Annotated in this window: 19 protein-coding genes; 15 read left to right on the top strand and 4 right to left on the bottom strand. The window is 71.2% G+C overall.

Annotation, left to right across the window (positions count from 1 at the left end; all coding sequences use genetic code 11):
* The 8 genes from EAO72_RS23480 to EAO72_RS23445 form a co-directional block, all read left to right on the top strand.
* Window positions 1-1,614, top strand: a 1,614-nt coding sequence (locus EAO72_RS23480) for an AMP-dependent synthetase/ligase (protein WP_148021988.1), incomplete at its 5' end; no start/stop codon positions are given.
* A gap of 98 nt (window positions 1,615-1,712) precedes the next feature.
* Entirely contained in the window at window positions 1,713-2,285 is a 573-nt protein-coding gene (locus EAO72_RS23475; protein WP_148019250.1) for a hypothetical protein, read from the top strand.
* A gap of 277 nt (window positions 2,286-2,562) precedes the next feature.
* On the top strand, window positions 2,563-3,516 hold the full coding sequence (locus EAO72_RS23470; protein WP_148019249.1) for an LLM class F420-dependent oxidoreductase: 954 nt from the start codon (window positions 2,563-2,565) through the stop codon (window positions 3,514-3,516).
* 10 nt (window positions 3,517-3,526) lie between these two features.
* Entirely contained in the window at window positions 3,527-4,312 is a 786-nt protein-coding gene (locus EAO72_RS23465) for an SDR family NAD(P)-dependent oxidoreductase (protein WP_148019248.1), read from the top strand.
* A 124-nt stretch (window positions 4,313-4,436) separates the two neighbouring features.
* Window positions 4,437-5,558, top strand: a complete 1,122-nt coding sequence (locus EAO72_RS23460) for an LLM class flavin-dependent oxidoreductase (RefSeq protein WP_148021987.1) — start codon at window positions 4,437-4,439, stop codon at window positions 5,556-5,558.
* Window positions 5,559-5,725: 167 nt separating this feature from the next.
* On the top strand, window positions 5,726-7,465 hold the full coding sequence (locus EAO72_RS23455) for an N-acyl-D-amino-acid deacylase family protein (protein WP_148019247.1): 1,740 nt from the start codon (window positions 5,726-5,728) through the stop codon (window positions 7,463-7,465).
* Entirely contained in the window at window positions 7,462-8,925 is a 1,464-nt protein-coding gene (locus EAO72_RS23450; RefSeq protein WP_148019246.1) for an aldehyde dehydrogenase family protein, read from the top strand. The genes EAO72_RS23455 and EAO72_RS23450 overlap by 4 nt, the downstream gene beginning before the upstream one ends.
* A 108-nt stretch (window positions 8,926-9,033) precedes the next feature.
* Window positions 9,034-9,873 carry a hypothetical protein gene (locus EAO72_RS23445; RefSeq protein WP_261991610.1) on the top strand — a complete coding sequence of 280 codons (840 nt, stop codon included), beginning with the start codon at window positions 9,034-9,036 and terminating at the stop codon, window positions 9,871-9,873.
* 92 nt (window positions 9,874-9,965) lie between these two features.
* On the opposite strand, the gene EAO72_RS23440 is transcribed toward EAO72_RS23445, so the two are convergent.
* The gene (locus EAO72_RS23440; protein WP_148019245.1) at window positions 9,966-10,319 is read right to left on the bottom strand and encodes a hypothetical protein; all 354 of its coding nucleotides are present in this window, start codon (window positions 10,317-10,319) and stop codon (window positions 9,966-9,968) included.
* Between the two features lie 98 nt (window positions 10,320-10,417).
* Here EAO72_RS23440 and EAO72_RS23435 point away from each other — a divergent pair, with 98 nt between their 5' ends.
* From EAO72_RS23435 to EAO72_RS23415, 5 genes are all read left to right on the top strand, one after another.
* On the top strand, window positions 10,418-11,263 hold the full coding sequence (locus EAO72_RS23435) for an LLM class F420-dependent oxidoreductase (RefSeq protein WP_148019244.1): 846 nt from the start codon (window positions 10,418-10,420) through the stop codon (window positions 11,261-11,263).
* A gap of 204 nt (window positions 11,264-11,467) precedes the next feature.
* A complete protein-coding gene (locus tag EAO72_RS23430) occupies window positions 11,468-14,947 on the top strand; it encodes a hypothetical protein (RefSeq protein ID WP_148019243.1) in 3,480 nt (1,159 codons plus the stop codon).
* A gap of 267 nt (window positions 14,948-15,214) precedes the next feature.
* On the top strand, window positions 15,215-15,976 hold the full coding sequence (locus EAO72_RS23425; protein WP_148021985.1) for a MerR family transcriptional regulator: 762 nt from the start codon (window positions 15,215-15,217) through the stop codon (window positions 15,974-15,976).
* Window positions 15,977-16,128: 152 nt separating this feature from the next.
* Window positions 16,129-18,735, top strand: coding sequence for a S8 family serine peptidase (locus tag EAO72_RS23420; protein WP_148019242.1), 2,607 nt, complete (start codon window positions 16,129-16,131; stop codon window positions 18,733-18,735).
* Window positions 18,735-21,701: a hypothetical protein gene (locus tag EAO72_RS23415; RefSeq protein WP_148019241.1), complete on the top strand. Its 2,967-nt coding sequence runs from the start codon at window positions 18,735-18,737 to the stop codon at window positions 21,699-21,701. The genes EAO72_RS23420 and EAO72_RS23415 overlap by 1 nt, the downstream gene beginning before the upstream one ends.
* 222 nt (window positions 21,702-21,923) lie before the next feature.
* Here EAO72_RS23415 and EAO72_RS23410 read toward each other — a convergent pair whose 3' ends face one another.
* Window positions 21,924-22,601, bottom strand: a complete 678-nt coding sequence (locus EAO72_RS23410) for a hypothetical protein (RefSeq protein ID WP_148019240.1) — start codon at window positions 22,599-22,601, stop codon at window positions 21,924-21,926.
* A gap of 130 nt (window positions 22,602-22,731) precedes the next feature.
* Here EAO72_RS23410 and EAO72_RS23405 point away from each other — a divergent pair, with 130 nt between their 5' ends.
* Window positions 22,732-23,178 carry a hypothetical protein gene (locus EAO72_RS23405; RefSeq protein ID WP_148019239.1) on the top strand — a complete coding sequence of 149 codons (447 nt, stop codon included), beginning with the start codon at window positions 22,732-22,734 and terminating at the stop codon, window positions 23,176-23,178.
* A 116-nt stretch (window positions 23,179-23,294) separates the two neighbouring features.
* Window positions 23,295-23,972, top strand: coding sequence for a hypothetical protein (locus tag EAO72_RS23400; protein ID WP_148019238.1), 678 nt, complete (start codon window positions 23,295-23,297; stop codon window positions 23,970-23,972).
* Window positions 23,973-23,982: 10 nt separating this feature from the next.
* Here EAO72_RS23400 and EAO72_RS23395 read toward each other — a convergent pair whose 3' ends face one another.
* Both EAO72_RS23395 and EAO72_RS23390 read right to left on the bottom strand, forming a co-directional pair.
* Window positions 23,983-24,558 carry a hypothetical protein gene (locus tag EAO72_RS23395; protein WP_148019237.1) on the bottom strand — a complete coding sequence of 192 codons (576 nt, stop codon included), beginning with the start codon at window positions 24,556-24,558 and terminating at the stop codon, window positions 23,983-23,985.
* 14 nt (window positions 24,559-24,572) lie between these two features.
* Window positions 24,573-24,950: a hypothetical protein gene (locus tag EAO72_RS23390; RefSeq protein ID WP_148019236.1), complete on the bottom strand. Its 378-nt coding sequence runs from the start codon at window positions 24,948-24,950 to the stop codon at window positions 24,573-24,575.
* Between the last annotated feature and the right edge of the window lie 48 nt (window positions 24,951-24,998).

The following is a 24,998-nucleotide window of genomic DNA, read 5'->3' as shown; positions in this document are numbered from 1 at the left end:
GCGACGATCATGGCGCGCACGACGTACGAGTGGACGCTGCTCGACTTCGCGTCCTGGGCCGCCGGCCTGGTCACCGTCCCCATCTACCCGACCTCGTCCGCGTTCCAGGCCCGCTGGATCCTCCAGGACTCGGGCGCGGTCGCCTGCGCGGTCGAGACGGCCGACCAGGGCCGTGTCATCAGCCAGGAACGCAGACAGCTCGGCGACCTCACGCACCTCTGGCAGTTCGACACGGGCGCGCTGGGCCGGCTGAAGAAGCTCGGCAGGAACATCCCCGACGACGCCGTGGCCGCCCGCCGCGCCACCCTGGAACCGGAGACCCCGGCCACCCTCATCTACACCTCGGGCACCACGGGCCGCCCCAAGGGCTGTGTCCTGACGCACGGCAACTTCTTCGCCGAGGTCGACAACGCCATCGAGCTGCTGCACCCGGTCTTCAAGTCCGTCAGCAAGTATCCCGCCTCCACCCTTCTCTTCCTGCCGCTGTCGCATGTCTTCGGCCGGATGGTCGCGATCGGCTGTCTGCGCGCCCGGGTCCGTCTCGGCCACGCCCCGTCGATCCGGACGGAGGACCTGCTCGCGGACCTGGCGGGCTTCAAGCCGTCGTTCCTGCTGGCGATCCCGTATGTCCTGGAGAAGGTCTACAACACCGGCCGGGCCACCGCCGAGAAGATGGGCCGCGCCTCGTCCTTCGACCGGGCCGCCCGGATCGCCCAGCGCTACGGGCAGGCCGTCGAGGCCGCAGAACACGGCACGGGTCCCGGTCCCGGCCTCGGCCTGCGGGCGGCCCGCGCGCTCTACGACCCGCTGGTCTACCGCCGCATCCGGGCGGCGCTCGGCGGCCACGTCCGCTACGCGATCTGCGGCGGCTCCCCGCTGGGCCGCCGGCTCGCCGCCTTCTACGCGGGCGCGGGCATCGAGATCTTCGAGGGCTACGGCCTGACGGAGACCACGGCCGCCGCCACCGTCACCCCGCCGCTCAAACCCCGTCTGGGCACGGTCGGCTGGCCGATGCCGGGCACCGCCGTGCGCATCGCGGAGGACGGCGAGGTGCTGCTCAGCGGCGGCCAGGTGTTCCAGGGCTACTGGGACACCGAACGCGGCGAGGCCGTCCCGGCCCTGGACGGCGGCTGGTTCGCCACCGGCGACCTGGGCGCGCTCGACGAGGACGGCTACCTCACGATCACCGGCCGCAAGAAGGACATCATCATCACGTCGGGCGGCAAGAACGTCACCCCGGCCCCGCTGGAGGACTGGCTGCGCGCGCATCCGCTGGTCAGCCAGTGCATGGTGGTCGGCGACAACCGCTCGTTCATCACCGCCCTGATCACCCTGGAGCCGGACGGCCTGTCCCACTGGCGGCAGATGAAGAAGAAGCAGGACGTCCCGATGCGCGACCTCGTCCACGACGAGGAGCTGCGCGCGGCGCTGCAACGCGCGGTGGACGAGGCCAACCGCCTTGTCTCGCGCGCCGAGTCGATCCGCAAGTTCACGGTCCTGCCGGTGGACTTCACGGAGGAGGCCGGTCATCTGACGCCATCGCTGAAGCTGAAACGGGATGCGGTGGCGCGGGACTTCAAGGCGGAGATCGAAGAGCTGTACCGGAAGAAGTAGGGCGGTCGACGCCGGTAGCGAAGAGGGGAGTTGGGCCTCGGATGGCGGGTCGGCTGTGGCACACTTTGCCTCCTTTGCCTGTCCCTGCTGGGAGGATCATGCGCCGCCTTGTCACCGCTGCCCTGCTCGTGGTCGTCTGCTGTCCGAGCCTCGCGGCCTGCTCGGGCAGTGACGACCGGAGGAGCGCCCCCCGGCCGAGCCCGCACCCCACGCTCAGGCTGGGGCAGAGCGCGGATACCGCCGGTGCGGGTGGCCGGGGGGCTGCCCGGATCACCCCGGACACGGTCGTCTACGCCGACCGCACCGGCTTCGGCGCCCCGGAGCACGGCCTCTTCGCCGTCGTCACCTACCAGTCGGAGAACAGGACCACGTCGCGTGTGACGACGACGGCCGGACAGGGCGGCTGGCGTTGGAAGGCCGCGGACGGGCGCACCGTCGCGGACGGGAACAGCAAGGTCGCGACCGACGTGGCTCCCGTCGGGTTCAGCGAAGGCGGGCCTGCCCTTCCCCCCGAGGTGGGTCACCAGGACGTGGCGGTCTTCGACATCGCCGCAGCGGAGCGGGGCGGCACCCTCGTCTACGTCGACGGCGACGGCACCGCCTTCCGCTGGAAGATCCCCGCGAGCGACTCCGGCGTCGCGGTTCCGGCGCTGAAGTCCGCCCTGGACTGAGAGCTCCGGCGCCCCCGTACGGGCCTCCGGCATCCGGAGGGGTTCCTCGCGGTCTCGTCGGCCGGTGCGCGGACCGTTACGCCCCCTCGCCGGCCGCGGATCTCGTCACCGAGCCGGGCTCGGGCGCGGAAATTCGCGCGCCGCTGACGATCCCCTGAGCTCCTTCTCCCCTGCCACCCCTTGTCTGATGAGCCGTCAGGTACGACGATGACCCCGCTCGTTATATGACGAGCCGTCAGATCCGTGTGTGGGTCATCCAGGGGAAGGAGGCCGTTCGGTGCCGATACTGCCCGCCGGGCCGCTGTCGTACGGGATGCAGCTCCCGATCCAGTCGCAGAGCGCCATGTACGCGGAGCCGTGGGAGGCCGGGGCCACCCCGGCCGACCTCGCCGAGATCGCCCGCACCGCCGACCGGGCCGGCTTCACCTATCTGGCGAGCTGTGACCATGTCGCCATCCCCCGCAGGCTCGCGGGGGCGATGAGCACCGTCTGGTACGACCCCGTCGCCACGCTCTCGTTCCTCGCGGGGATCACCGAGCGCGTGCTGCTGATGAGCCATGTCGCCGTCGTCGGGCTGCGGCACCCGCTGGCCACCGCCAAGCAGTACGCCACCCTCGACCACCTCAGCGGCGGCCGGCTGATCCTCGGGGTCGGGGCCGGGCATGTGCGGGAGGAGTTCGAGGCGCTCGGGGCGGACTTCGACGGGCGGGGCGGGGTGCTCGACGAGTGCGTCGACGCGCTCAAGGCCGCGCTCGGGCCCGAGGAGTACCCGGAGTTCGCGGGGGAGCGGTTCTCCTTCGGCGGGCTCGGGCAGCTCCCCCGGCCCGCCCAGGAACGGGTGCCGGTCTGGGTGGGCGGCTCCTCGCCCGCCGCGGTGCGCCGGGCCGCCGTGCGGGGGGACGGCTGGCTGCCGCAGGGCGATCCGCGGGAGAAGCTGCCCGCGCAGATCGGCCGGCTGCACGCCCTGCGGGAGGCGGCGGGGGTGGCCGAGCCGATCGTCGTGGGGGCCATCACCGAGCCGCTGTACGTGGGGGAGCCGGACTGGTCCGTGGGGCGGCGCACGCTCAGCGGGAAGCCGGAGGCCCTCGCCGAGTCGCTGCGGGAGTACGGCGCGATGGGGGTGCACCAGATCCAGGTGCGCTTCCGCAGCCGCAGCAGAAGTGAACTGACGGATCAGATGGCGGCGTTCGCCGCCGAAGTCGCACCTCACCTCGACAACCTCGACAGGTAGGAGTCAGGCCATGGGCAAGCTGGACGGGCGGACCGTACTGATCAGCGGCGCGGCGCGCGGGCAGGGAGAGCAGGAGGCGCGGCTCTTCGTCGCCGAGGGTGCGCGGGTGGTGATCGCCGATGTGCTCGACGAGCAGGGCGAGGCCCTCGCCAAGGAGCTGGGGGAGGATGCCGCGCTCTTCGTGCACCTGGACGTGAGCCGGGAGGAGGACTGGCAGGCCGCGGTCGCCGCCGCCAAGGCCGCGTTCGGGAGGATCGACGGGCTGGTCAACAACGCGGGGATCCTGCGCTTCAACGAACTGGTGTCCACGCCGCTGGAGGAGTTCCAGCAGATCGTGCAGGTCAATCAGGTGGGGGCCTTCCTGGGGATCAGGAACGTCGCGCCCGAGATCGAGGCGGCCGGTGGCGGGACCATCGTCAACACCTCCTCCTACACCGGTCTCACCGGCATGGCGTTCGTCGGCGCGTACGCGGCGACCAAGCACGCGGTGCTGGGGCTGACCAAGGTGGCGGCCGTGGAGCTGGCCGCGAAGGGCATCCGGGTCAATGCCATGTGCCCCGGCGCCGTGGACACCCCGATGACCAATCCCGCGGCCCTGGACCCGGATGCCGATCCCGTGGAGACGGCGGAGGCCGTGGGGGCGCTGTACAAGAAGCTCGTGCCGCTCGGGCGGATCGGCCGGCCCGAGGAGGTGGCGGCGCTCGCGCTCTTCCTGACCTCGGACGACTCCTCGTACATCACCGGTCAGCCGTTCGTCATCGACGGCGGGTGGCTGGCGGGAGTCAGCCTGTTCTGAGCGGGGCGCGGACTCCGGCGTGTCTGACGAAGCGTCAGCTATTGACGGGCCGGAGTGTCGGTGGAACAGTCGGACGCATCAGAATCTGACGGTGTGTCAGAAACGATTGAGGACGGTGACCCCCTTGGAATTCGGGCTCTTTGTACAGGGGTACGTGCCCGCCGCGCGGGCCAAGGCCGACCCCGGGGCAGAGCACAAGGCGCTGATCGAGGAGACCGAGTACGTCATCCAGGCGGACAAGTCCGGCTTCAAGTACGCCTGGGCCTCCGAGCACCACTTCCTGGAGGAGTACTCGCATCTCTCGGCCAACGACGTGTACCTGGGCTATCTCGCACACGCCACGGACCGCATCCACCTCGGATCCGGCATCTTCAACCCGCTGGCCCCGGTCAACCACCCGGTCAAGGTGGCCGAGAAGGTCGCCATGATGGACCACCTCTCGGAGGGCCGGTTCGAGTTCGGCTCCGGCCGCGGGGCGGGCACCCACGAGATCCTCGGGTTCATGCCGGGCATCACCGACATGAACCACACCAAGGAACTCTGGGAAGAGACCATCGCCGAGTTCCCCAAGATGTGGCTCCAGGACGAGTACGTCGGCTTCCAGGGCAAGCACTGGTCGCTGCCGCCGCGCAAGATCCTGCCCAAGCCGTACGGGAAGTCGCACCCGGCGATGTGGTACGCGGCCGGCTCCCCGCCCTCGTACGCGATGGCCGGGAAGAAGGGCCTCGGCGTGCTGGGGTTCAGCGTGCAGAAGGTCTCCGACATGGAGTGGGTCGTCGAGTCCTACAAGAACGCCGTCAAGGACGCCGAACCGGTCGGTGACTTCGTCAACGACAACGTCATGGTGACCTCGACCGCGATCTGCGCCGAGACCCACAAGAAGGCCGTCGAGATCGCGGTGGGCGGCGGGCTGAACTACCTCCAGTCGCTGCTGTTCCGCTACCACGACACGTTCCCCCGGCCGGAGGGCATCCCGGAGTGGCCCGAGCTGCTCCCGGAGTACTCCGAGGAGATCATCGAACTCCTGATCGCCGAGGAGCTGATGATCTGCGGCGACCCGGACGAGGTGCTGGGGCAGTGCCGTCGCTGGGAGCAGGCGGGAGCGGACCAGCTGAGCTTCGGGCTGCCGATCGGGCTCAGTCCCGAGGACACGCTGAACTCGATCAAGCTGATCGGTGAGCACGTGATCCCGAAGATCGACACGGATCCGGTCCACCGGACGACGCGGTTCCGCGACGCGGCGTGAAACCCAGCCCCTCCGGCGATTGAGGAGCGGGGGGTCCGGGGGCAGCGCCCCCGGCCACACACGGGCGGCGTCTTCCCGGACCGTCGCTCCGCGAGCCGGGGTGCGTACCGCGGCCGTACGCACCCCGGCGCACATCCACGTTTGGACACCACGGAAGGGATCCCGTCATGCTCGACCACCTCATCCGCGGAGCGACCGTCGTGGACGGCACCGGCGGGCCCTCCTACCGCGCGGACGTCGGCATCCGGGCCGGCCGCATCGCCGTCGTCGCGGAGCCCGGGACCGTCGCGGAGGAGGCCGTGACCTCCGAGGACGCCACCGGTCTCGTCCTCGCGCCCGGCTTCGTCGACCCGCACACCCACTACGACGCCCAGCTCTTCTGGGACCCGTACGCCACCCCGTCGATGAACCACGGCGTCACCACCGTCGCCGGCGGCAACTGCGGCTTCACCCTCGCCCCGCTCCACCCGGACCGGCCCGAGGACGCCGACTACACCCGGCGCATGATGTCGCGGGTCGAGGGCATGGCCCTCAAGGCCCTGGAGGAGGGCGTCGACTGGAGCTGGTCCAGCTTCCGCGAGTACCTCGACGCGCTCGACGGACGGATCGCCGTGAACGCGGGCTTCATGGTCGGCCACTGCGCCCTGCGCCGCCACGTGATGGGCGCCGACGCGGTCGGCGGCCAGCCCACGCCCGGCCAACTCGACGCCATGCTCGCCCTGTTCCACGACGCGATGGACGCCGGTGCATGGGGCCTGTCCACCACCCAGTCCTCCACCCACTCCGACGGCGACGGACAGCCCGTCGCCTCCCGGCACGCCCTCCCCGAAGAACTCCTCGCGCTGTCCCGGGCCGTCGGCGAGCACGAGGGCACACAGATCGAGGCGATCGTCGCCGGCTGCCTCGACCAGTTCTCCGACGACGAGATCGAGCTGTTCGTCGACATGACGGCCGCCGCGGGCCGCCCGCTCAACTGGAACGTCCTCACCATCGACGCCGCCGTGCCCGAACGCGTACCGCGCCAGCTGATCCCCAGCGAACGCGCCCGTCGCGCGGGCGGCCGCATCGTGGCGCTGACGATGCCGATCCTCACCCCGATGAACATGTCGCTCGGCACGTTCTGCGCCCTCAACCTGATCCCCGGCTGGGGCGACATCCTCGCCCTCCCCGTACCCGAACGCATCGAGCGGCTGAGGGACGCCGACACCCGCGCCGAGATGCTGCGCCGCGCCGACAGCAAGGAGGCAGGCGTCTTCCGCCGCCTCGCGAACTTCGGCCGGTACGTCATCGGCGACACGTACAGCGAGGCGAACGAAGGCCTCAGCGGGCGCGTCGTCAAGGACATCGCGGCCGAACGCGGCCAGGACGCCTTCCACTGTCTGGTCGAGATCTGCGCCGCCGACGACCTGCGGACCGTCCTGTGGCCGATGCCCACCGACAACGACCCCGACTCCTGGGCGCTGCGGCAGCGCACCTGGGAGCACGAGGACGTCATGCTCGGCGGCTCCGACGCGGGCGCCCACCTGGACCGGATGTGCGGGGCCCCGTACACGACACGCTTCATCGGCGACTGCCTGCGCGGCCGCAAGCTCGTCCCGCTGGAGCAGGCCGTGAAGATGCTGACCGACGACCCGGCCCGCCTCTTCGGCCTCCGCGACCGCGGGCGCGTCGAGGAGGGCTTCCACGCCGACCTCGTGCTCTTCGACCCCGAACGCATCGACGCGGGCCCCGCCACCCTCGTCCACGACCTGCCCGGCGACAGCCCCCGGCTCGACTCCAAGGCCCTCGGCATCGTGTCGGTCCGCGTCAACGGGGTGGAGACCCTGCGCGACGACAAGGTGACCGGTGCGGTCCCCGGCACGGTGCTCCGTTCCGGCCGCGACACCCGGACGGTGAGCACGGTATGACGACGACCCCGCAGCGCCTCTTCATCGACGGCGAGTGGACCGAACCCGCCGACGGCCACTACGAGGTGGTCGACCCGGCCACCGAGGAGACCGTCGGCCTCGCCCCCGAGGCGAGCCGCGCCCAGGTGTACGAGGCGGCTTCCGCGGCCCGTGACGCCTTCGCCGCATGGTCCCGCACCCGCCCCGAGGAGCGCGCCGCGATCCTCGACCGCGCCGCCGACGTGATGCAGCGCGACTTCCTCGCCAACGCCGCCCTCGCCCAGGCGGAGAGCGGCGCCACGACCGGCACGGCCCGCGGCATGCAGGTCGCCGTGGGCGCGGCGCGCTTCCGGCGGTATGCGAAGGGCGCGCTGGAACCGGTCGAGGAGGCGATCCCGCCGCAGATCAACGAGGCGGGCCCGATGGGCCGGGCCGGGATCTTCGGGGCGCTCGCCGTCCGCCAGCCGGTCGGCGTCGTCACCTGCGTCACCTCGTACAACAACCCCTGGGCCAACCCGGCCGGCAAGATCGCGCCCGCGCTCGCCATGGGCAACACGGTCGTCGTGAAGCCGGCCCCGCAGGACCCGCTCTCCGTCTACCGGATGGCCGAGGCCCTCGCGGAGGCGGGCGTACCGGCCGGGGTCGTCAACGTCGTCAGCGGTTCGGCCCCCGGAGTGGGCGAGGCCGCCGTCGACTCGCCCGACGTCGACATGGTCAGCTTCACCGGCTCCACGGCCGTCGGGCAGCGCATCGCCGAGGTCTGCGGCCGGAGCATGAAGCGGCAGCTGATGGAGCTGGGCGGGAAGGGCGCCGCCGTCGTGTTCGACGACGCGGACCTCGACTCGGCGGTCGCGGGCATCGGGACGACGTTCTCGTTCTACAGCGGACAGATCTGTACGGCTCCGACCCGCGTCCTGGTCCAACGGGCCGTGCACGACGCGCTGATCGAGAAGCTCACCGCGTACGCCGGGTATCTGACGGTCGGCGATCCGACGGCGAAGGGCACGGTCGTCGGCCCGGTCATCTCGGCGGCTCACCGCGACCGCGTCGAGTCGTACGTGGAGCTGGGCCGGAAGGAAGGCGCCCGGGTCGTCACGGGCGGCGAACGCCCGGACCCGACCGGCCGCGGCTTCTACGTCGCGCCGACGCTGCTGGCCGACTGCACCAACGACATGCGGGTGGTGCGGGAGGAGATCTTCGGCCCGGTCGTGGTCGTCGTCCCCTTCGACGACGAGGAGGAGGGCATCGCGCTGGCCAACGACAGCGACTACGGACTGATCGACTACGTCTGGTCCGGCGACGTCGCCCGCGCCTTCCGCGTCGCCCGACGGCTGCGCGCGGGCGGGGTCGGTGTGAACACCATCGGCCGCAACATGGAGGCCCCGTTCGGCGGGTTCAAGCGGAGCGGGGTCGGGCGGGACGTCGGCTCGTACGCGCTGCACGCGTACAGCGAAGTGCAGTCGGTCGTCTGGCCGGGCTGAGAGCCTCCGCGCCGTCCCCGTCCCGCATGCGAGCCCCGGCGGGGCCGGCCCTACTCTGTGCCCACGCGTCAGCGCCGGATCCGGCGCCGACGGTGAGGAGGAGGGGACATGCGAAGACATGTGCTGTGGGGCACGGTGGCCGCTTCGGTGGTCATGGCCGTGCTGGGGGCGTCACCGGCGCAGGCCGAGGGGCGGGGCGACATCCGGGTCGTCAAGGGGGTGGCCAACAACGGGAAGAGCGTCGTCGTCGGCACCGGCGCAGTGGTGACCTTCCCGGTCAGGCTGACGGTCAAGGACAACTCGGGTGTCAAGAGGGTGGAGCGGGCTGACGCGAGCAGCACCCACAGCACCATCGGCGGCCCGGCCGAGACCGTCGGGATCACCTGCAAGAAGCTGAGCAGCACCACTTCGGACTGCACGGCGACGATCCGCATCGTTCCCGCCTGGTTTCCCGGTTACAGCGACCACAACGCCAACGAGGCGGCCGGTGACTGGGGCGTCTACGGCAACGTCCAGGCCAACGACGGGGACTACTGGATCTTCGACGCGCTCGCCCCGTTCACGTTGAAGCGAGCCGCGACGCTGAAGGTGTCCGCGACGCGGCCCAGCCTGTTCGGGACCAGCAGGCAGGTCAGGGTCACCGGTGCGCTGGCCCGCGCCGACTGGGAGGCGCTGAAGTACCGGGGCTACGGCGGCCAGAGCGTGAAGCTGCAGTTCAGGAAGACCGGTGCCGCCTCGTACACGACGGTGAAGACCGTGAGGACGAACAGCGCGGGCCAGGTCAGCACGACGGTGACCGCGCCCGCTTCGGGCACCTGGCGCTGGTACTACCCGGGCACGTCCACCACCTCGCAGACCGCGTCCGCGGGCGACACCGTCTCCTTCGGGCCCCTGGTCATGCGCTCCAGTGCGGCGAAGCTCCCCCTGCGCGACGTCTCGGCCGGGTGAGGGACCGCGCCGCTCGCCGCCCGACCGGGGCGGCGAGGGGCGCGGCGTCCAGGACCTCTCCGCCCCGGTCAGGCCTGACCGGGGAACACGCCCTAGTTGCGCCGTGCGCGGGCGATGAGGACGAACGCGATGACGCCGACCACGATCACGGCCAGCACGATCCCCACGACCATCCCGCCGCCGAACCCGCCGGAGCTGTGCTTCCGCCGCTTCTTGCTCTTGCTCTTGCTTTTGTTCTTGCTCTTGTACGTGTGCGCGGCCTCGCGCACACCGGTATGGGCGGACGCCGCCCCGTCCACGTGCCCCGAGGCCTGTACCGAAGCGGTACGAGGAGCGGCGGACACGGACGCCGGCGCGGCGGCGGATGCCGCGGCGGGTGCGCCGCCGATGAGCACGCCCGTCAGGAACAGGGCGGTGAGAGCGGCGCGGGTGCGCTTGCTGACCATGGTGAATGACCTCCCCCGAAGTCGCCGAAGTCTCGGCTTTGCGCACGGTACGGCATACGTTTGAGCGGCCACCAGACAACGACGGAGGTGTATTTCGTATGCGGATCGCCACGACGATCTTCCTCACCGACGAAACGATCACACCGGTGCGGCTCGCGCACCAGCTCGAGCAGCGGGGATTCGCCGGGCTCTACCTTCCGGAGCACACGCACATCCCGGTCAGCCGGGACACTCCTTACCCGGCGGGCGGCGACCTGCCGCCCGAGTACGGCCGCACGCTGGACCCGTTCGTCGCCCTCGCGCAGGCCGCCGCGGTGACCGAGCGGCTGGAGCTCGGCACCGGAATCACCCTCATCGCCCAGCACGACCCGATCGATCTGGCCAAGCAGATCGCGACCCTCGACCATGTCTCGGGCGGGCGCTTCACGCTGGGTCTCGGCTTCGGATGGAATGTGGAGGAGGCGGCGGACCACGGGGTGAACTGGTCGACGCGCCGGGAGCTCGGCCGTGACCGGATGGCGCTGATGCGCGCGCTGTGGTCCGCCGAACCCACCGCGTACGAGGGTGAGTTCGGCTCGGTGCGGGCGAGCTATGCCTACCCCAAGCCGGTGCAGGAGCCGCGCGGCCCGGTGGTGGGGCCGCGCACCCTGGTCGGCGGCGCGGCGGGTCCGAAGCTGTTCGCGCACATCGCGGAGTACGCGGACGGCTGGATGCCGATCGGCGGCCGGGGCCTGAGCGAGTCCGTCCCCAAGCTGCGTACGGTCTGGGAGTCGGCGGGCCGCGACCCGAAGGACCTCCAGGTCATCCCGTACGCGGTCCTGCCGAGTCCGGGCAAGCTGACGCACTACGCGGACCTGGGCATCGAGGAGGTCGTGCTCCAACTGCCGCCCGCCGCCGAGCCGGAGGTCCTGCGGACGCTCGACGCGTACGCCGAGTACCTCTAGGGAGCCGAGGACGGGAGCGGCGGGGCCGCACGGCCGAACGGGCCCGGGACAAAGTGGAGTCCGCCTGCGATCAAGTGTGCGATCATCTCGTTCACTCTTCACATGTCGCACACATCACCGGTGTTTCCGTGGCCGGCCGCTTCCGTACCCGGTCGGCGGCCGGCGCGGCGCCTCGGCCGTGGCGCCCGGTCCGGGGGGAACGGAATGTCTCACCACTCGTACGCGTCCGTCAGCAGAGCCGCGTACACGGCTCTGCTGCTCGCGTTGACGGTGCTGTTGTCGTTGGTGCTGCCGGCGGGCAGCGCCCGGGCGTACTCCGTCGGCGCGGCGTCACCGCCCGCGGCCGAGGACTGCGCCGAGCTCCCGCTGTCCCGTTTCGGCGAAGCGGCCTCGTCGGCGGGGACGTTGACCATCGCCGGCAACGCGACGGCCTGCCTCACCTTCACGGCGAAGAGCGCCGGGTTGCACCGCCTTCTCCTCGCCGACGGTACGGACACGTATCCCACGGTCTACGACGGTGAGACCGCCCTCGACTGCTACGACCCCGAGTGGGGCGCCGGCTGGTGCCCGCTGACCCGGGCCGGCACCCATACGCTCACCCTGCTGAACGCCGGGGTCGACGTGCGCCGGCCGACCGTTGCGGTCGTCCCCCTGGAGTCCCTCGACGGGTGCGAGCCGGAGATCGGCACCGCGTGGGACACCGCACCGGTCACCGGCTCCGCCGCCGGCCCGACGGCCGTCCAGTGCCGGCCGTTCACCGGGCGGGCCGGTGAGCGCATCACCAACGAGATCGCCACGACCGTGTACGGCGACAGCATGTCCTGGATCACCGACGGGACCGGCGCCCGCATCTGCCCGCACTTCAACGAGGACGGCAGCCAGGGCTGCGTGCTGCCGGGTGACGGCCCCTACCGGGTGCTGTCGCAGGTCAGTCGCGCGGAGCGCGGCTTCCCCGCCGAGTACACCCTGAAGGTGCGCAGGCTCTCCGACCCGGAAGGCTGCGCGCACGTCGCGCTCAGCGCGTACGACTCCGCACCCACCGCGGTCGAGCCCGCCACCGGCTGCAAGACGTTCACCGCACCGGCCGCCGGACGCTACGACGCGTACGCGGTCGGATCCGGCACCCGCACCGTGCTCGGCGTGTACGACCGGGCGGGCCGGACCGTGTGCACCACCTGGTCCGGGTGCAGTCTGCCCGCCCCCGGTGACTACACCGTCCTCACCGACGACGCGACGCTCATCTTCGACCGGACCGCCACGGCCGGCTGCGTTCCGGTCGAACTCGGCGGATACACCTCCACGTTCGCCGCGGCCGGCGAGATCGACTGCCTCAGCCTGCCGCTGCCGGCCGGTGCCCGCATGGCGATCCTGAAGTCGCTCAGAACCGACGGCCCGCGCACGGACGTCATCGTGATCGACGCCGACGGCGCGCAGGTGTGCGACTGGAGCACCCTCTCGGCCGGTACGTGCGCGCTCACCGGCAAGGCCCCGTTCAGGGCGCTGGTCTCCACCACCGTCCAGGACCCGCCGACCGGTGCGTACGCCCTCGCGCTCTACCGCACGGACGCGGCCGCCGCCTGCCCGGCCGTACCGGCGGGCGACTTCACCGCCACCAGCCCCGCCGCCCGGATCTCCACCGGGGACGGCGTGTTCGCACAGTGCCTGACCATTCCGGCCGACGACCACCACGCATGGGAGAACCTCCAGCTGAAGGCCGACCCGGGCACCACCTCCACGGCCGGGTTCACGGTCCTCGACCCGAGCGGCGCCGAGGTCTGCTCCGTCTACTCCTCGCTCTCCACCTGGACCACCTGCCCACTCGCGCCGGGTGCCCCCCACACCGTGCTGTTCACCGGCCGCGACACGGCAGGTTCCTACACCCTGACCCGCCGCGATGTCACCGCCTCCGCGAAGGGCTGCACGGCCAACCCGGCCACCAAGCCCGGCGGCGCGTCCACGGGCGGGGTGCTGGGCGCCCCGGGCACCCTCCAGTGCCGGCAGGTCACGACCACCGGGGCCGGCGACACCGTGCACGTGAACGTCCGCGACGCCGTCGGTACCGCGCGCATCGTGGTCTACGGAGCTTCCGGCGAAGCGGTCTGCAGCAGCGGCGGATCCTGTGCGGTCACCGGCTCCACCCACTACCAGGTGCTCGTCACGGTCGGCTCGGCCTCCCGGACGGCCCCCTCGTACCGCTTCGACGCCGTACGCGTCGCGACCGCGGCCGGCCCTGCGCCGGAGTGCACGAAGGTCCCCAACATCAGTTACGGCTACGGCCCGTTCACCGGAGTCCTCGACGAGCAGCACGCCACGGTGTGCGCGGTGCTGCCCACCGCCGACAGGGACCGGTTCCCGATGAAGATCGGCGACACGGCCGGGGCAACCGCCACCGCCGTGCCCGCGCTCTACGACACGAACCTCAACAACGGCTGCGTTCTCTCCGCCCCCTCCGGCTACGAGTGCGCGGTGGCACGGACCGGTGCCACGGGTCTCTCCCCGAGCACCCTGGTCCTGTCCCTGCCCGAGACCGCCGCGCGGACGGACTTCACGGCCGAACTCGTCTGCGAGTCGGCCCCCTGCGGGCCGGACGCCGTGACCATCGGTGCGCTGACCCCGGCCACCGGCGCCTCCGGCACCAAGGCCACGGTCACGCTCTCCGGCACCGCCCTCCACCAGGGCGACAAGGTACGGATCGGTCTGCCCGGCAAGTTCATCGAGGGGACCACCACGGCCGTCTCCGCCGACCGCAGAACACTGACGGCTGTGCTCGACCTGACCGGCGCCACCGTGGGCACGTGGAGCCTTTCCGTCATCACGCACCAGCCGATCGAGTACCTGCACGGCTCGTTCACCGTCACACCGGCGCCCCTCGTCAGCGCGACCGCGCCGGTGATCAGCGGTACTCCCAGGGTCGGTGCCGGGCTCGCCGTCTCCAACGGCACCTGGTCGGGTGCGCCGGCGTCCTACACCTACCAGTGGTACGCGGACGGCAAGGCGGTCACCGGGGCCACCGCGTCCACGTACACACCGACGGCCTCCCTGCTGGGCAGGAAGCTCGGCGCCAAGGTCACGGCCCACAAGTCCGGCACCCCCGACGTGGCGCGTGCCACGGCCGAGATCACCGTGGCCGTGGGCGTGGCGCCGAAAGCCACGACGGCACCGAGGATCACCGGCACGGTGCGGGTGGGCACGAAGCTGACGGTGGCACACGGCACGTGGAGCCCCGCCCCCACGTCGTACGCGTACCAGTGGAAGGCGGACGGCAAGGCCGTCAAGGGGGCGACCGCGTCCACGTACACACCGACGGCCTCCCTGCTGGGCAAGAAGCTGTCCGTCACGGTCACGGCGCGTCGGACCGGCCACACCAGCGGCGCGGCGACGCCCACCGCCGTGAAGGTGGCCGCGGGCAGCGCCCCGAAGGCGAGCCGGGCTCCCACCGTTTCGGGCACCGCCAAGGTGGGCCGCACGCTCAAGGCGGCGCGCGGCACCTGGTCGCCGGCCCCGACCTCGTACACCTACCAGTGGTACGCGAACGGCAAGGCGATCAAGGGCGCGACGAAGTCCTCGCTGCTGCTGAGGACGGCCGTGCGGGGCAAGAAGATCACCGTGAAGGTGACCGCCCGTCGCACCGGACACACGAGTGGTGCGGCCGTCAGCAGGGCGACGAAGGCGGTCGCTCGCTGAGCGGCCGCCGCAGGGCCTGGACGCCGGGCACTCACGCGCGGAAGCGGCTCGGCAGGACATCGAGGGGCGCGGCCGGACTGAGCGCCACCCCGGCCGGCCGGCGCTCGGCCGGGGTGGCGGACCCGGCTGTCTGTCCAGGGGGCACGGCGGGCTGATCCCACGGCCCGGCACCGCTCCCGCCGCGTCCGTCTTGCGCTTTCCGTTGCGTCAACTCCTACGGTCATGCGGGTGGCCGGAGGAACCGGCCCGGTGAAGGGAGGCGCGGCCATGGCCTGGTCGATCGCGGAGGTGGCGCGGATGTCCGGGGTGACGTCCCGGACGCTGCGGCACTACGACGAGATCGGCCTGCTGCCGCCGGCGGGTTTCGGGAGCAACGGGCACCGCTACTACGAGGAGGCCGGGCTGCTGCGGCTGCAGCGGATCCTGCTGATGCGGGAGTTGGGCCTGAGGCTGGGCGAGATCCGGCGCGTGCTGGACGAGCGCACCGACCCGGTGAGCGCCCTGCGCGAGCACCACCGGCGGCTGCGCGAGGAGCGTGACCGGCTGGACACGCTCGTCCGCACGGTCGAGCGGACCATCGCCGAACTGGAGGAAGGAAAGGACGACGACATGGCGAGGATCAACAGGCCGGAGAACCTGTTCGAGGGCCTTGAGCACACGGCCGAGGAGGACGCCGAGGTGCGCGAGCGCTGGCCGGCGGCGTGGGAGGAGGCGCGCCGGTCCAGGGAGACGATGAGCGAGGCCGATCAGGAGGCGTGGCAGCGCGAGGTCACCGCACAGATGGTCCGCCTCGCGGAGTTCATGGTGGCGGGCACCCCGGCCGACGACCCCGCCGTGCAGGCGGAGACGGACGCGCACTACCGGGGCGTCTGCCGGTTCTGGACGCCGGACGCGCAGGCGTACAGGGGCCTGGCCCGTACCTATGTGGACGACCCGCGGATGCGGGCCAACTTCGACCGGATCGCCGACGGCCTGGCGGCGTACCAGCACGACGCGATGGTGGCCTACGCCGAGGCCCGCCTGAGCTGACCGGCGGACAGAGAGGGCCCTGCGGACCGGCGGAGGGCGGAGCGGGGCCGTGTGGGGGCCGGCAGGGCGCATCACGTGGCCTGTAATGGCCGAGTAACGGCGGCCTCCTAGGGTCCGGGCACCCGACTGCCTTCCCCCGGAGGAGTGCTTCGATGCACCTGCCCCGATCGCCCAGGCGTAGACGTGCCGTGTGGGCGGTGGCCTCGCTCAGCGCGGCCACCGCGATGCTGGCCGGCCCCGTACCCGCTTTTGCCGATTCCGCCGGCTCCACCGGCTCCGCACCGTCGAGCCCGGCATCGGGCAAGGTCGATGCCGGGCTCGCGTCCGCCGTGCGCGGCGGCGCGGACGCCCGCTTCTTCGTCGTGCTGAAGGACCAGGCCGACCTCACGGCCGCCAAGCGGAAGAAGACTCACGCCCAGGCGGCCCAGGCCGCCTACAAGTCGCTGCGCGACACCGCGCACCAGGGCCAGCGTTCGCTCACCGCCTTCCTCGACAAGAAGAAGGTGGGACACCAGGACTACTGGATCACCAACACCGTCCAGGTGACCGGTGACCAGGCGCTGGTGGACGAGCTGGCGAAGCGGTCCGACGTGGCCCGGATCGTCAAGGCGCGGACGTACAAGCTCGACGACATCGAGACCTCCGACGCGAAGGTCGCCGCCTCGCGCACCGCCTCGGCAGGGACCGACTCCTCCGCCACGGGCGACGACACCCCGGAGTGGGGCGTCAAGGACATCAAGGCCGACCAGGTCTGGTCGCAGTACGACAACCGCGGCGAGGGCATCGTCATCGCCAGCGTCGACTCGGGTGTGCAGTACGACCACCCGGACCTGGTGCAGCAGTACCGGGGCAACAACGGCGACGGCTCGTTCACGCACGACTACAACTTCTACGACCCGTCCGGGGCCTGCGGCACGTCCGGTACGCCGTGCGACAACAACGGCCACGGCACCCACACCATGGGCACGATGGTCGGCAAGCACGGCATCGGTGTCGCCCCCGACGCCACGTGGATCGCGGCCAAGGGCTGCGAGTCCGACAAGTGCACGGACGACTACCTCCTCAAGGCCGGTCAGTGGATCCTCGCCCCGACCGACCACAACGGGCAGAACCCGCGCCCGGATCTCGCCCCGAACATCGTCAACAACTCCTGGGGCGGTGACGACAACACCTTCTACAAGGACATCGTCGAGGCCTGGAACTCCGCGGGCATCTTCGAGGCGTTCGCGGCCGGCAACGACGGTGACGGCGTGACCTGCTCCACCACGCATCCGCCGGGCTCGCAGGTCTCCTCGTACGGCGTGGGCGCGTACGACTCCGCCGGCAAGATCGCCAACTTCTCCGGCTTCGGCCCCTCCCCGATCGACGGCCTCGCGAAGCCGAACATCGCGGCACCGGGTGTCGACGTCACGGCCACCTGGCCCGGTTCGCAGTACAACACCATCAGCGGTACGTCGATGGCGACTCCGCACGTCGCGGGCGCGGTCGCGCTGCTGTGGTCGGCGGCTCCTTCGCTCATCGGTGACATCGAGGGAACCCGCGCGCTCCTCAACGAGGGCGCGCGCGACGTCGAGGACACGCACTGCGGCGGCACCGCCGGCATGAACAACGTGTGGGGCGAGGGCAAGCTCGACATCCTCGCCTCCGTGGAGAAGGCCCCGCACACCGCGGTGACGGTGTCCGGCAAGATCACGGACAAGGCGAGCGGCGCCGCGCTGTCGGGCGTCACCGTCAAGGCCACGAACGGCTCCACGAACCGCTCGGTGACGACCGGCACCGACGGCTCCTACCGGCTGTCGCTGCTCCCGGGCACCTACAGCTTCTCGGCCGGCTCCTACGGCTACGTGACCGGTTCCGTCTCCGGCATCGAGCTGGCCACGGGCCGGCCCCTGACACAGGACCTCGCGCTCACCGCCGTACCCGCGCACCAGGTGACCGGCAAGGTCCTCGACGTCACCGGCCGGCCGCTCGCTAAGGCCACCGTCTCCGTGACGGGCACGCCCGTCGCGGCGGTCACCACCGACAGCCAGGGCCTGTTCACCCTGCCGAAGGTCGCCGAGGGCGCCTACACGCTGTCGGTCGCCCCGGCCGCTCCGGTCGTGTGCAACGGCGTCTACAACGGCGCGCTGAAGGTCGACGGCGACGAGACGGCAAACGTCAAGCTCCCCAACCGTACGGACGCGGCCGGTACCTACTCCTGCGCCCCGGTCGCCGCCTCCTGGGTCAAGGGCTCGAAGAGCATCGCCCTGACCGGTGACGAGGACGCCACGAAGATCAGCCTGCCGTTCCCGGTGCGCCACTACGGCGTGAGCTACACCAGCGCCTCCGTCACCACCAACGGCCTGGTCAACTTCCTCCAGCCGCGCCTGGGCGACTACGCCAACACCGCGCTGCCGGCGCCCACCCAGCCCAACGGCGTCGTCGCCGCCTTCTGGGACGACCTGACCCTGGACAAGAAGTCGAGCGTCCAGACCGCCGTCACCGGCAAGACCGGCTCCCGGCAGTTCGCCATCGTGTGGAACAACGCCGCCCTCGCCTCCGACACCTCGGTCCGCGTCTCCTTCGAGGCCGTCTTCGACGAGGCCACCGGCGCCGTCACCCTCCAGTACAAGGGCATCGGCAGCGCCGCGTCGCAGCGCGGCGGTTCGGCGACCACCGGCATCGAGAACCAGGCCGGCACCGACGGTCTCGGCAGCTCGTTCAACGAGGCCGTCCTGAGTGACGCCACCGCCCTCCGCTTCTCCCCGAAGGACATCTGATGAGAAACCCGCAACGACGGGGCCTGCGCCTGGCCTCCATGCTGGTTGCCTCCGGCCTCGCCCTGAGCGTCGCCCCGGCGGTCCACGCCGACGACAGCAGCGGCGGCAACGGCATCCTGAAGCTGACCGACAGCCAGGCCGCGGAGATGGCCGGCCGCCTCATGCCCGACGTCTACGGCGACGGGCGGAGCCAGGGCGATGCCCGGCAGACCGCCGAGGCCGCCAAGGCGACCGCCGACAAGACCGCCGCCACCACGGCGGGCCAGGACGCCTCCACGACGGACAGCGGTGCGTCGACCGACGCCACCAGCCCCTGGAAGCTGACCAAGAAGTCCGGCATCGAGGGCGCCCAGGGCATGGCCGCCACCTTCCCGGTCGGCGGCTCGAAGGGCGACTACTTCAGCGTCAACGGGCTCAGCCCGATCCAGCGCGTAGGCGCCGACGGCAAGCAGCTCTGGTCGCGCGACGCGACGTCCCTGGACGCGGACTGGCAGATCACCCCGTCCCCCCGCGGCAGCAAGGAGCCCTACCCGCCCGCCGTGGTGATGGGCTTCAACGCGATCAGCCCGTTCGCCATGGCCAGCGACGACGGTGTCACCACCGGTGACCTGACCGGCGACGGCGTGGACGACATCGTGTTCACCGCCGAGGTCGGCGTCCTGCCCTACCGCCCGTTCACCTCACCGGGCTCCTCGCTGCCCAACGGTACCTTCGTCACGGTCCTGGACGGCGCCACGGGCAAGACGCTGTGGTCGAAGCTCTACGCGGCCGCCTACAACGTCAAACTGGTCGGCAAGACGCTGGTGATCGCGGACTCCGCGTTCTCCAACATGAACTCCCCGGCCGGCTCCAAGGCCACCCTGACCGGCATCCGCTTCGACTTCACCGGTGGCAAGCTCACCCCGAAGCAGACCTGGACGCACGACGCCGAGCTCTACGCCGGCGTCCAGTGGGGCTCGCTCCAGCCCCTCGGGAACGGGCTGATCGCCGCCTCCTGGAACCAGAACCGCAACTACGCCACCGACCAGGCCCCCAGCGGCCACACCCTGGTGATCGACACCGAGGACGGCAGCGTCAAGTGGTCGCAGAGCGGCAGCCTCTACGTACGGCAGCTGCGCCTGGACGCCAAGCGTGACCGCGTCGTGGCGCTGGAACAGTCGGACTACACCGCGGGCGTGACGTACGAGATCGCCGCGTACGACATCGCCGACGGCACCCGGACCACCCTCACCGAGCGGATCAACGCGCTTCCTCTCGCGCTGGAGATCGGCGACATCCAGGGCAACTCCAAGCCCGAGTACACGGTCAGCGAGTCGACGCTCGCCGAATCCAAGTACAGCCCGGTTCCCGACATGAACACCAACAGCGTCCGCGCGCTCGACGGCGACGACGCGAGCCTGCTTTGGGCGCACACGGTCAAGCGGGCGGGCGACGAGGGTGACGTCGCCGCCGCCTGGGGCGTGAAGGCCGTCGACGGCAAGATCGTCGCCTCCTACCTGGACGACACGGACCTCCAGGCCGCCGAGAACCGCTACGGATCCCACTACGCCAGGATCTCCGTCCTCAGCGGCACCAAGGGTGCCGTGAAGTGGGAGAAGAACGGCGTCATCGGATCGCCGCTGTACACCGAGCCGTTCAAGGACGGCTCGTGGCGGATCCGGACCGCCGACACCGACCAGAACGTACGCGTCTACAACCTCGGCAACGGTGCGGAGAAGGCCGTCCAGCCGCTGGAAGGCGTGCCCACCACCGCCGCCGCCACGGACGTCAACGGCGACAAGAAGAACGACGTCGTCCTCGGCGGTTCGTCCAACGGCCTGTTCGCCTACGACGGCACGTCGATGGTCGCCGGTCGGCCGAAGCGGCTGTGGACGGCGACGCTGCCCGGCCGCGTGGTCCAGGTCATCAAGGCCGACACCACCGGCGACGGCCGCGACGAGCTGATCGTCGCCGCGAGCACGGCGGCCGCGGTCGTCGACGCCCGCACCGGCAAGGTCCTGACCGTCATCAAGGCGGGCGCCGGCGAGTACGTCCGTAACGTCGTCGCCTCCGACCTCGACGGCGACGGCGCCGCCGAGGTCGCCGTGGCGACCGACAAGGTCCGCGCCTACGAGGGCAACGGCTCCCTGAAGTGGGAGTACACGGTTCCGGCGGAGATCGGCACCCCGGCGTTCGCCGACCTGTCGGCCGCCGACGGCAAGGTCTACGCCCAGTACCAGACCCGCGGCCAGAACCCCGGGGCGCCCGTCGCCGTGGGCGGCGTCGCGCTGAACGGAAAGAACGGCCGTGCCGCCTGGTCGTTCACCCCGAAGGCACCCAGCATCAGCCAGGGCGACGTCCTCGGCATGCCGCTGCGGGCCGGCACGTTCGCCTCGTCCGGCATCCCCTACGCCGACGGCCACGCGGTGGTCTTCACCTACGTGGTGCGCGGCAACTCCGAGCAGCTGCCGCCCAACCAGCTGACCAACATGGTGCAGATCCGCGACGGCCGCACCGGTGAGCTGCTCCACGAGGCCGCAGCGGGCGGCTACGCCACCCTCGCCAACTGGACGACGGGCCCCGAGGGCCTGGTCGAGAACAGCCTCGCCTCGCTCCGCACCTACGGCGCCGACGGTGTGGACGGCCACGCCCGTGCCATCGCCGAGATCCGCGGCGGTTCCTTCGCCACGGGCCCCGACGGCGCCCGCATCCTGGTCCGCAGCGGCGAGACGTTCGTCGCGCTGTACAAGCCCGAGGTCCTGAAGGCCGACGTCGAACCACACCAGTTGGCCGTCACCGGCTTCGACGCCTGGGGCGCCCGCGAGAACTTCGTGGCCGACCTCGACGGCGACGGCAAGGACGAGATCCTCACCCTGCCGTTCGACGCGTACGGTACCGACCGCACGGCCGGCCTCGTCGGCAACGAGGTGTCCGGCTCCTACACCGCCATCCGTTCGGCCATCACCCTGACCATCGACAAGGCCTGATATCCCGCACCACCCTCTGAGCCGGCGTCCCCGCACCACTGCGGGGACGCCGGCTCAGGCATGCGCGGAGGCCCCGACCCGCCTTGAAACGGTCCAGTAACGGCCCCGCCCTATGGTTCCGGAGATCCCTGCGCCTCGCCCGGCTTCTCTGGGGTGGTAGTGGGGAACCGCCGACCGGCGGAATTTCGGAGAGGGCGAGGCGCAGGGATCTCCGGCCGCCGCTCAGCCGGCCGAAGTGTTTCGCGTCGCCTCATGTGCCTCGGCGAGGGCGCGCTGCCTGATGCCGACGAACAACCGCATCCCGGTGGCGGCCAGGACGTCATCCAGGCCGATGGTCCGCCTGACCCTGCCCTGGCGGGCGACCATCACCGCGTCCCGGGCGAGGTCCGTCAGGAATACGCTCGCGATCCCGTCCAGGTCCCGGACCATCGCCGGAACGGCCGTCGCCCTCTGACTCCGCAGCAGCTTCCTGACCCCGGCCTCGAACCGGTGGGAGCCGGCCACAGCACTCGGCCTGCGCGCTCTGCTGCGCTTGGGAGGGGTCTCGATGACACCGTTGGCGTCGCGCACGACGCCCCTTCGCTCCTTGAACGTCGAGCTGTAGCCGAACCACGTTCCCGCCACTTCGAGTTCGACGTTCCGGTCGATTGCCGGAATCAGGTCCTCGGGAAGCAGCTTCTTCCGGGCCTCCTCCGCCGCCGCTCTCCTCGCGCCGTCGATGATCTCCGCCAGGACGGTCCGCGTCACGGAGGCGGCGGCTGTCGCGGCCTGTCGGGAGACGTGCATCGGGGTCACGTCCCTGAACACCGCCTTGGCGAGAGAGGGCGTGAACGACGGAACACCCGTGACCGAGGCGGCTCCGGGGCCGCCCTGACCGGGACGTGCGGGTGGTGCGGTCATTGGAGGAAGTGCTCCCTGTTGTCGGAGTCGTCAGTGCGCGGTGTGGAAGTCCAACGGTGGTTCAAGTGTCGTCGAGGTTTGCGACGTTGTGCGCGCGCGAGGCCGGGCATCCGTAGCGGAGGATGGCCCTATGCATGCTCATGTCGATCAACCCGAAGTCCGTCGGGTCGCGCGAGGCGAGTACCCCCTGTGGGACGAGGCTCTCGCGGTCCTCAACCAGGACGTGGCCGCGACTCATACTGAGCAGGGACCTCTGCAACTGCTGGCCCAGCCTTCCTACGAGGCGGGCGAGCTCGAGTACGTCTACGTTGCCCTGGCCAACGGTGAGTGGCACGGCAACCATCTGTACCCCAAGACGGCAGAGGACTCTGCTCACGCCTTGGCGATCGTCGCCGACGCCGCGCAGGACACCGTCACTGAGCTTCTGTGGCAGGCGTGGCCCCTGTGCGTCGAACACAACCTGGGCACGCATGCGTGCGAGGTGGACGGAGTGCTCTCCTGGTGGTGCTCCGGCCGGCGGTCGGAGGGCGGGCCGGGCCACAGCTGTGCGGCCGTGGGCGCGCTCGGCACCCTCTGAGTGCCGGGCAGTGATGAGGGCTGTCGTGTCGGGTTGGCCGTGTGAGCCGATTCTCGGTCTTCGAAGTGAGTACGCGTGCTCATGGGCAGGCCGCCGCGCGACTCTAAGTTGACGACATGCCTCGAACAGCGCACATCGCAGCCGCCCTCGCCCTGGGGGCGCTCGCCCTCACCGCCTGCTCCGGTAACACCGGGGCCGCCACCCTCGAGACGGACCGCGCAGCCTCCGTGCCCGAGGCCCCGGGCTCCGACGAACCGTTGATCGACTTCATGAAGCTGTCCCTCGAACTCACCGCCGGCTGCCCGCCGCTGGACGACAGCAAGACCGACAAGCCCCTCGGTCCCAGCGACGTCCCCACCCTGGCCCAAGGCCCTTCCGGCGAGCCCGCGGACAAGCCCGGCGACCTCCTTCCCCTGCCCGCCGATCCGCCCGCCACCGACGAGCCCGCGGCGTCCGTGCCCGACGGGAACCTCCTGGAGCCGGTCCCGCTCACCGAGCCCGAGGTCTGCTACGCGGAGAAGTTCGCCGCACACGTCACCACCGCCCTCAAGGGCACGGGCGAGAACGCCGCCGAGGTGCGGACGGCACTCAACCGCGCGGGATACCCGAACGAGTTGATCGTCGCCATGAAGCCCGAGAACGGCGCCCCCCGCGTGCGGATGGACCTGCGCGAATGGGACACCCGCGTCGCCCTCCAGGTGGTGCACCGCGGCGCTCGGGGCACCGTCGTGGACAAGTTCGGCGCACAGCCCGGAGCGCCTCTCGCGGCCGTCCGGTACACCCCGGGACGGTGAGGTGCGCTCCTCAGGGGCGCAAGGCTTCGAGCTCGGCCGCACGACGGAGATCCTTCGGGCGGCCGAGAGCGCGCCTCATGCGGATCAGGTCGTCCAGGTCGACGTACCGGATGGCGAATCCCGCCGGGTCAAGAGTGCTCACGGCCCGCGCGAGGCAGGGCATGACATCCATGGCGCCCCAGGGGAGCGCGGGCGTACACAAGTCGCCGCTGGCACCAGCTGCTTGGTACTCCACCTGCGGCCGGTCCAGCTCGGGCAGGGCCGTGCAGCCCGTGGCGGCCAAGGCCTCATGCAGGGCGCGCCCTTCTTCGGGCGAGCCGTCCCACAACAGGTCGAGGTCGCCCGTCAGTTCGGCCGAGCCATGCATGATCCCGGCAACCTGGCCGATGACCACCGCGCCGGAGCCGGCCTCATGCAGAGCCCGCAGAAGAGGCAGCGGATCGAAGCCGAGCGCACCGTCCGTGGAGAAGGTGCCCGCAACGTCGTCGGCGTCCTCCGGCCCACGTCCCGTGGCAGCACGCTCACGGGTGGCCTCCTGAGTGCGGTGGACGGCCTGGCGGAGGAGGAGCGCTGCGGTGTCGTTCACCGGCTCATTCAACCTCAGCCGCTCGCCGGATTCGCGTACGTGTTCTCGTTGCACTCGTCGCAGTGCCCCGGCTCCGGCGCCCTGAACGCCCGGTCGCAGCCGTCACAGTTCTGCATGGGTACGGGCCGGTAGGCGGCGGGCAGGGAGCGTCCGGACGGCAGCGAGACGGTGAGCCGGTGCCTCATCAGCTGCGCCGGGAACCGTACGGGCCGGGGCAGGTCCTCGGTGAGCGCTTTGCGTACGGCGGCGGGCGAGGCGCCCCGCTCGAACCAGGCGGCGACCCCGGGAGCGAGGAAGTCGATCTGCTCCTCGGTCAGGACGAGTTCGCCGTCCTGGTTCTGGAGCCTTACGAGGAGGAGCGCGGCGGCCTGCCCATGAGCACGCGTACTCACTTCGAAGACCGAGAATCGGCTCACACGGCCAACCCGACACGACAGCCC

Origin of the sequence: Streptomyces sp. OR43 (assembly GCF_008042275.1) — a bacterium.
Taxonomy (GTDB): domain Bacteria; phylum Actinomycetota; class Actinomycetes; order Streptomycetales; family Streptomycetaceae; genus Streptomyces.
The sequence above is the reverse complement of the archived record's forward strand: the minus strand, read 5'-3'. Positions and strand labels throughout refer to the sequence as shown.

Bases quoted from the DNA above. Each gene is read 5' to 3' on its own strand.
- EAO72_RS23430 (WP_148019243.1), top strand. From the start codon at position 11,468: ATGTCTCACCACTCGTACGCGTCCGTCAGCAGAGCCGCGTACACGGCT.
- EAO72_RS23425 (WP_148021985.1), top strand. From the start codon at position 15,215: ATGGCCTGGTCGATCGCGGAGGTGGCGCGGATGTCCGGGGTGACGTCC.
- EAO72_RS23450 (WP_148019246.1), top strand. From the start codon at position 7,462: ATGACGACGACCCCGCAGCGCCTCTTCATCGACGGCGAGTGGACCGAA.
- EAO72_RS23420 (WP_148019242.1), top strand. From the start codon at position 16,129: ATGCACCTGCCCCGATCGCCCAGGCGTAGACGTGCCGTGTGGGCGGTG.
- EAO72_RS23465 (WP_148019248.1), top strand. From the start codon at position 3,527: ATGGGCAAGCTGGACGGGCGGACCGTACTGATCAGCGGCGCGGCGCGC.
- EAO72_RS23445 (WP_261991610.1), top strand. From the start codon at position 9,034: ATGCGAAGACATGTGCTGTGGGGCACGGTGGCCGCTTCGGTGGTCATG.
- EAO72_RS23405 (WP_148019239.1), top strand. From the start codon at position 22,732: ATGCATGCTCATGTCGATCAACCCGAAGTCCGTCGGGTCGCGCGAGGC.
- EAO72_RS23415 (WP_148019241.1), top strand. From the start codon at position 18,735: ATGAGAAACCCGCAACGACGGGGCCTGCGCCTGGCCTCCATGCTGGTT.
- EAO72_RS23410 (WP_148019240.1), bottom strand. From the start codon at position 22,601: ATGACCGCACCACCCGCACGTCCCGGTCAGGGCGGCCCCGGAGCCGCC.
- EAO72_RS23400 (WP_148019238.1), top strand. From the start codon at position 23,295: ATGCCTCGAACAGCGCACATCGCAGCCGCCCTCGCCCTGGGGGCGCTC.
- EAO72_RS23440 (WP_148019245.1), bottom strand. From the start codon at position 10,319: ATGGTCAGCAAGCGCACCCGCGCCGCTCTCACCGCCCTGTTCCTGACG.
- EAO72_RS23475 (WP_148019250.1), top strand. From the start codon at position 1,713: ATGCGCCGCCTTGTCACCGCTGCCCTGCTCGTGGTCGTCTGCTGTCCG.
- EAO72_RS23455 (WP_148019247.1), top strand. From the start codon at position 5,726: ATGCTCGACCACCTCATCCGCGGAGCGACCGTCGTGGACGGCACCGGC.
- EAO72_RS23435 (WP_148019244.1), top strand. From the start codon at position 10,418: ATGCGGATCGCCACGACGATCTTCCTCACCGACGAAACGATCACACCG.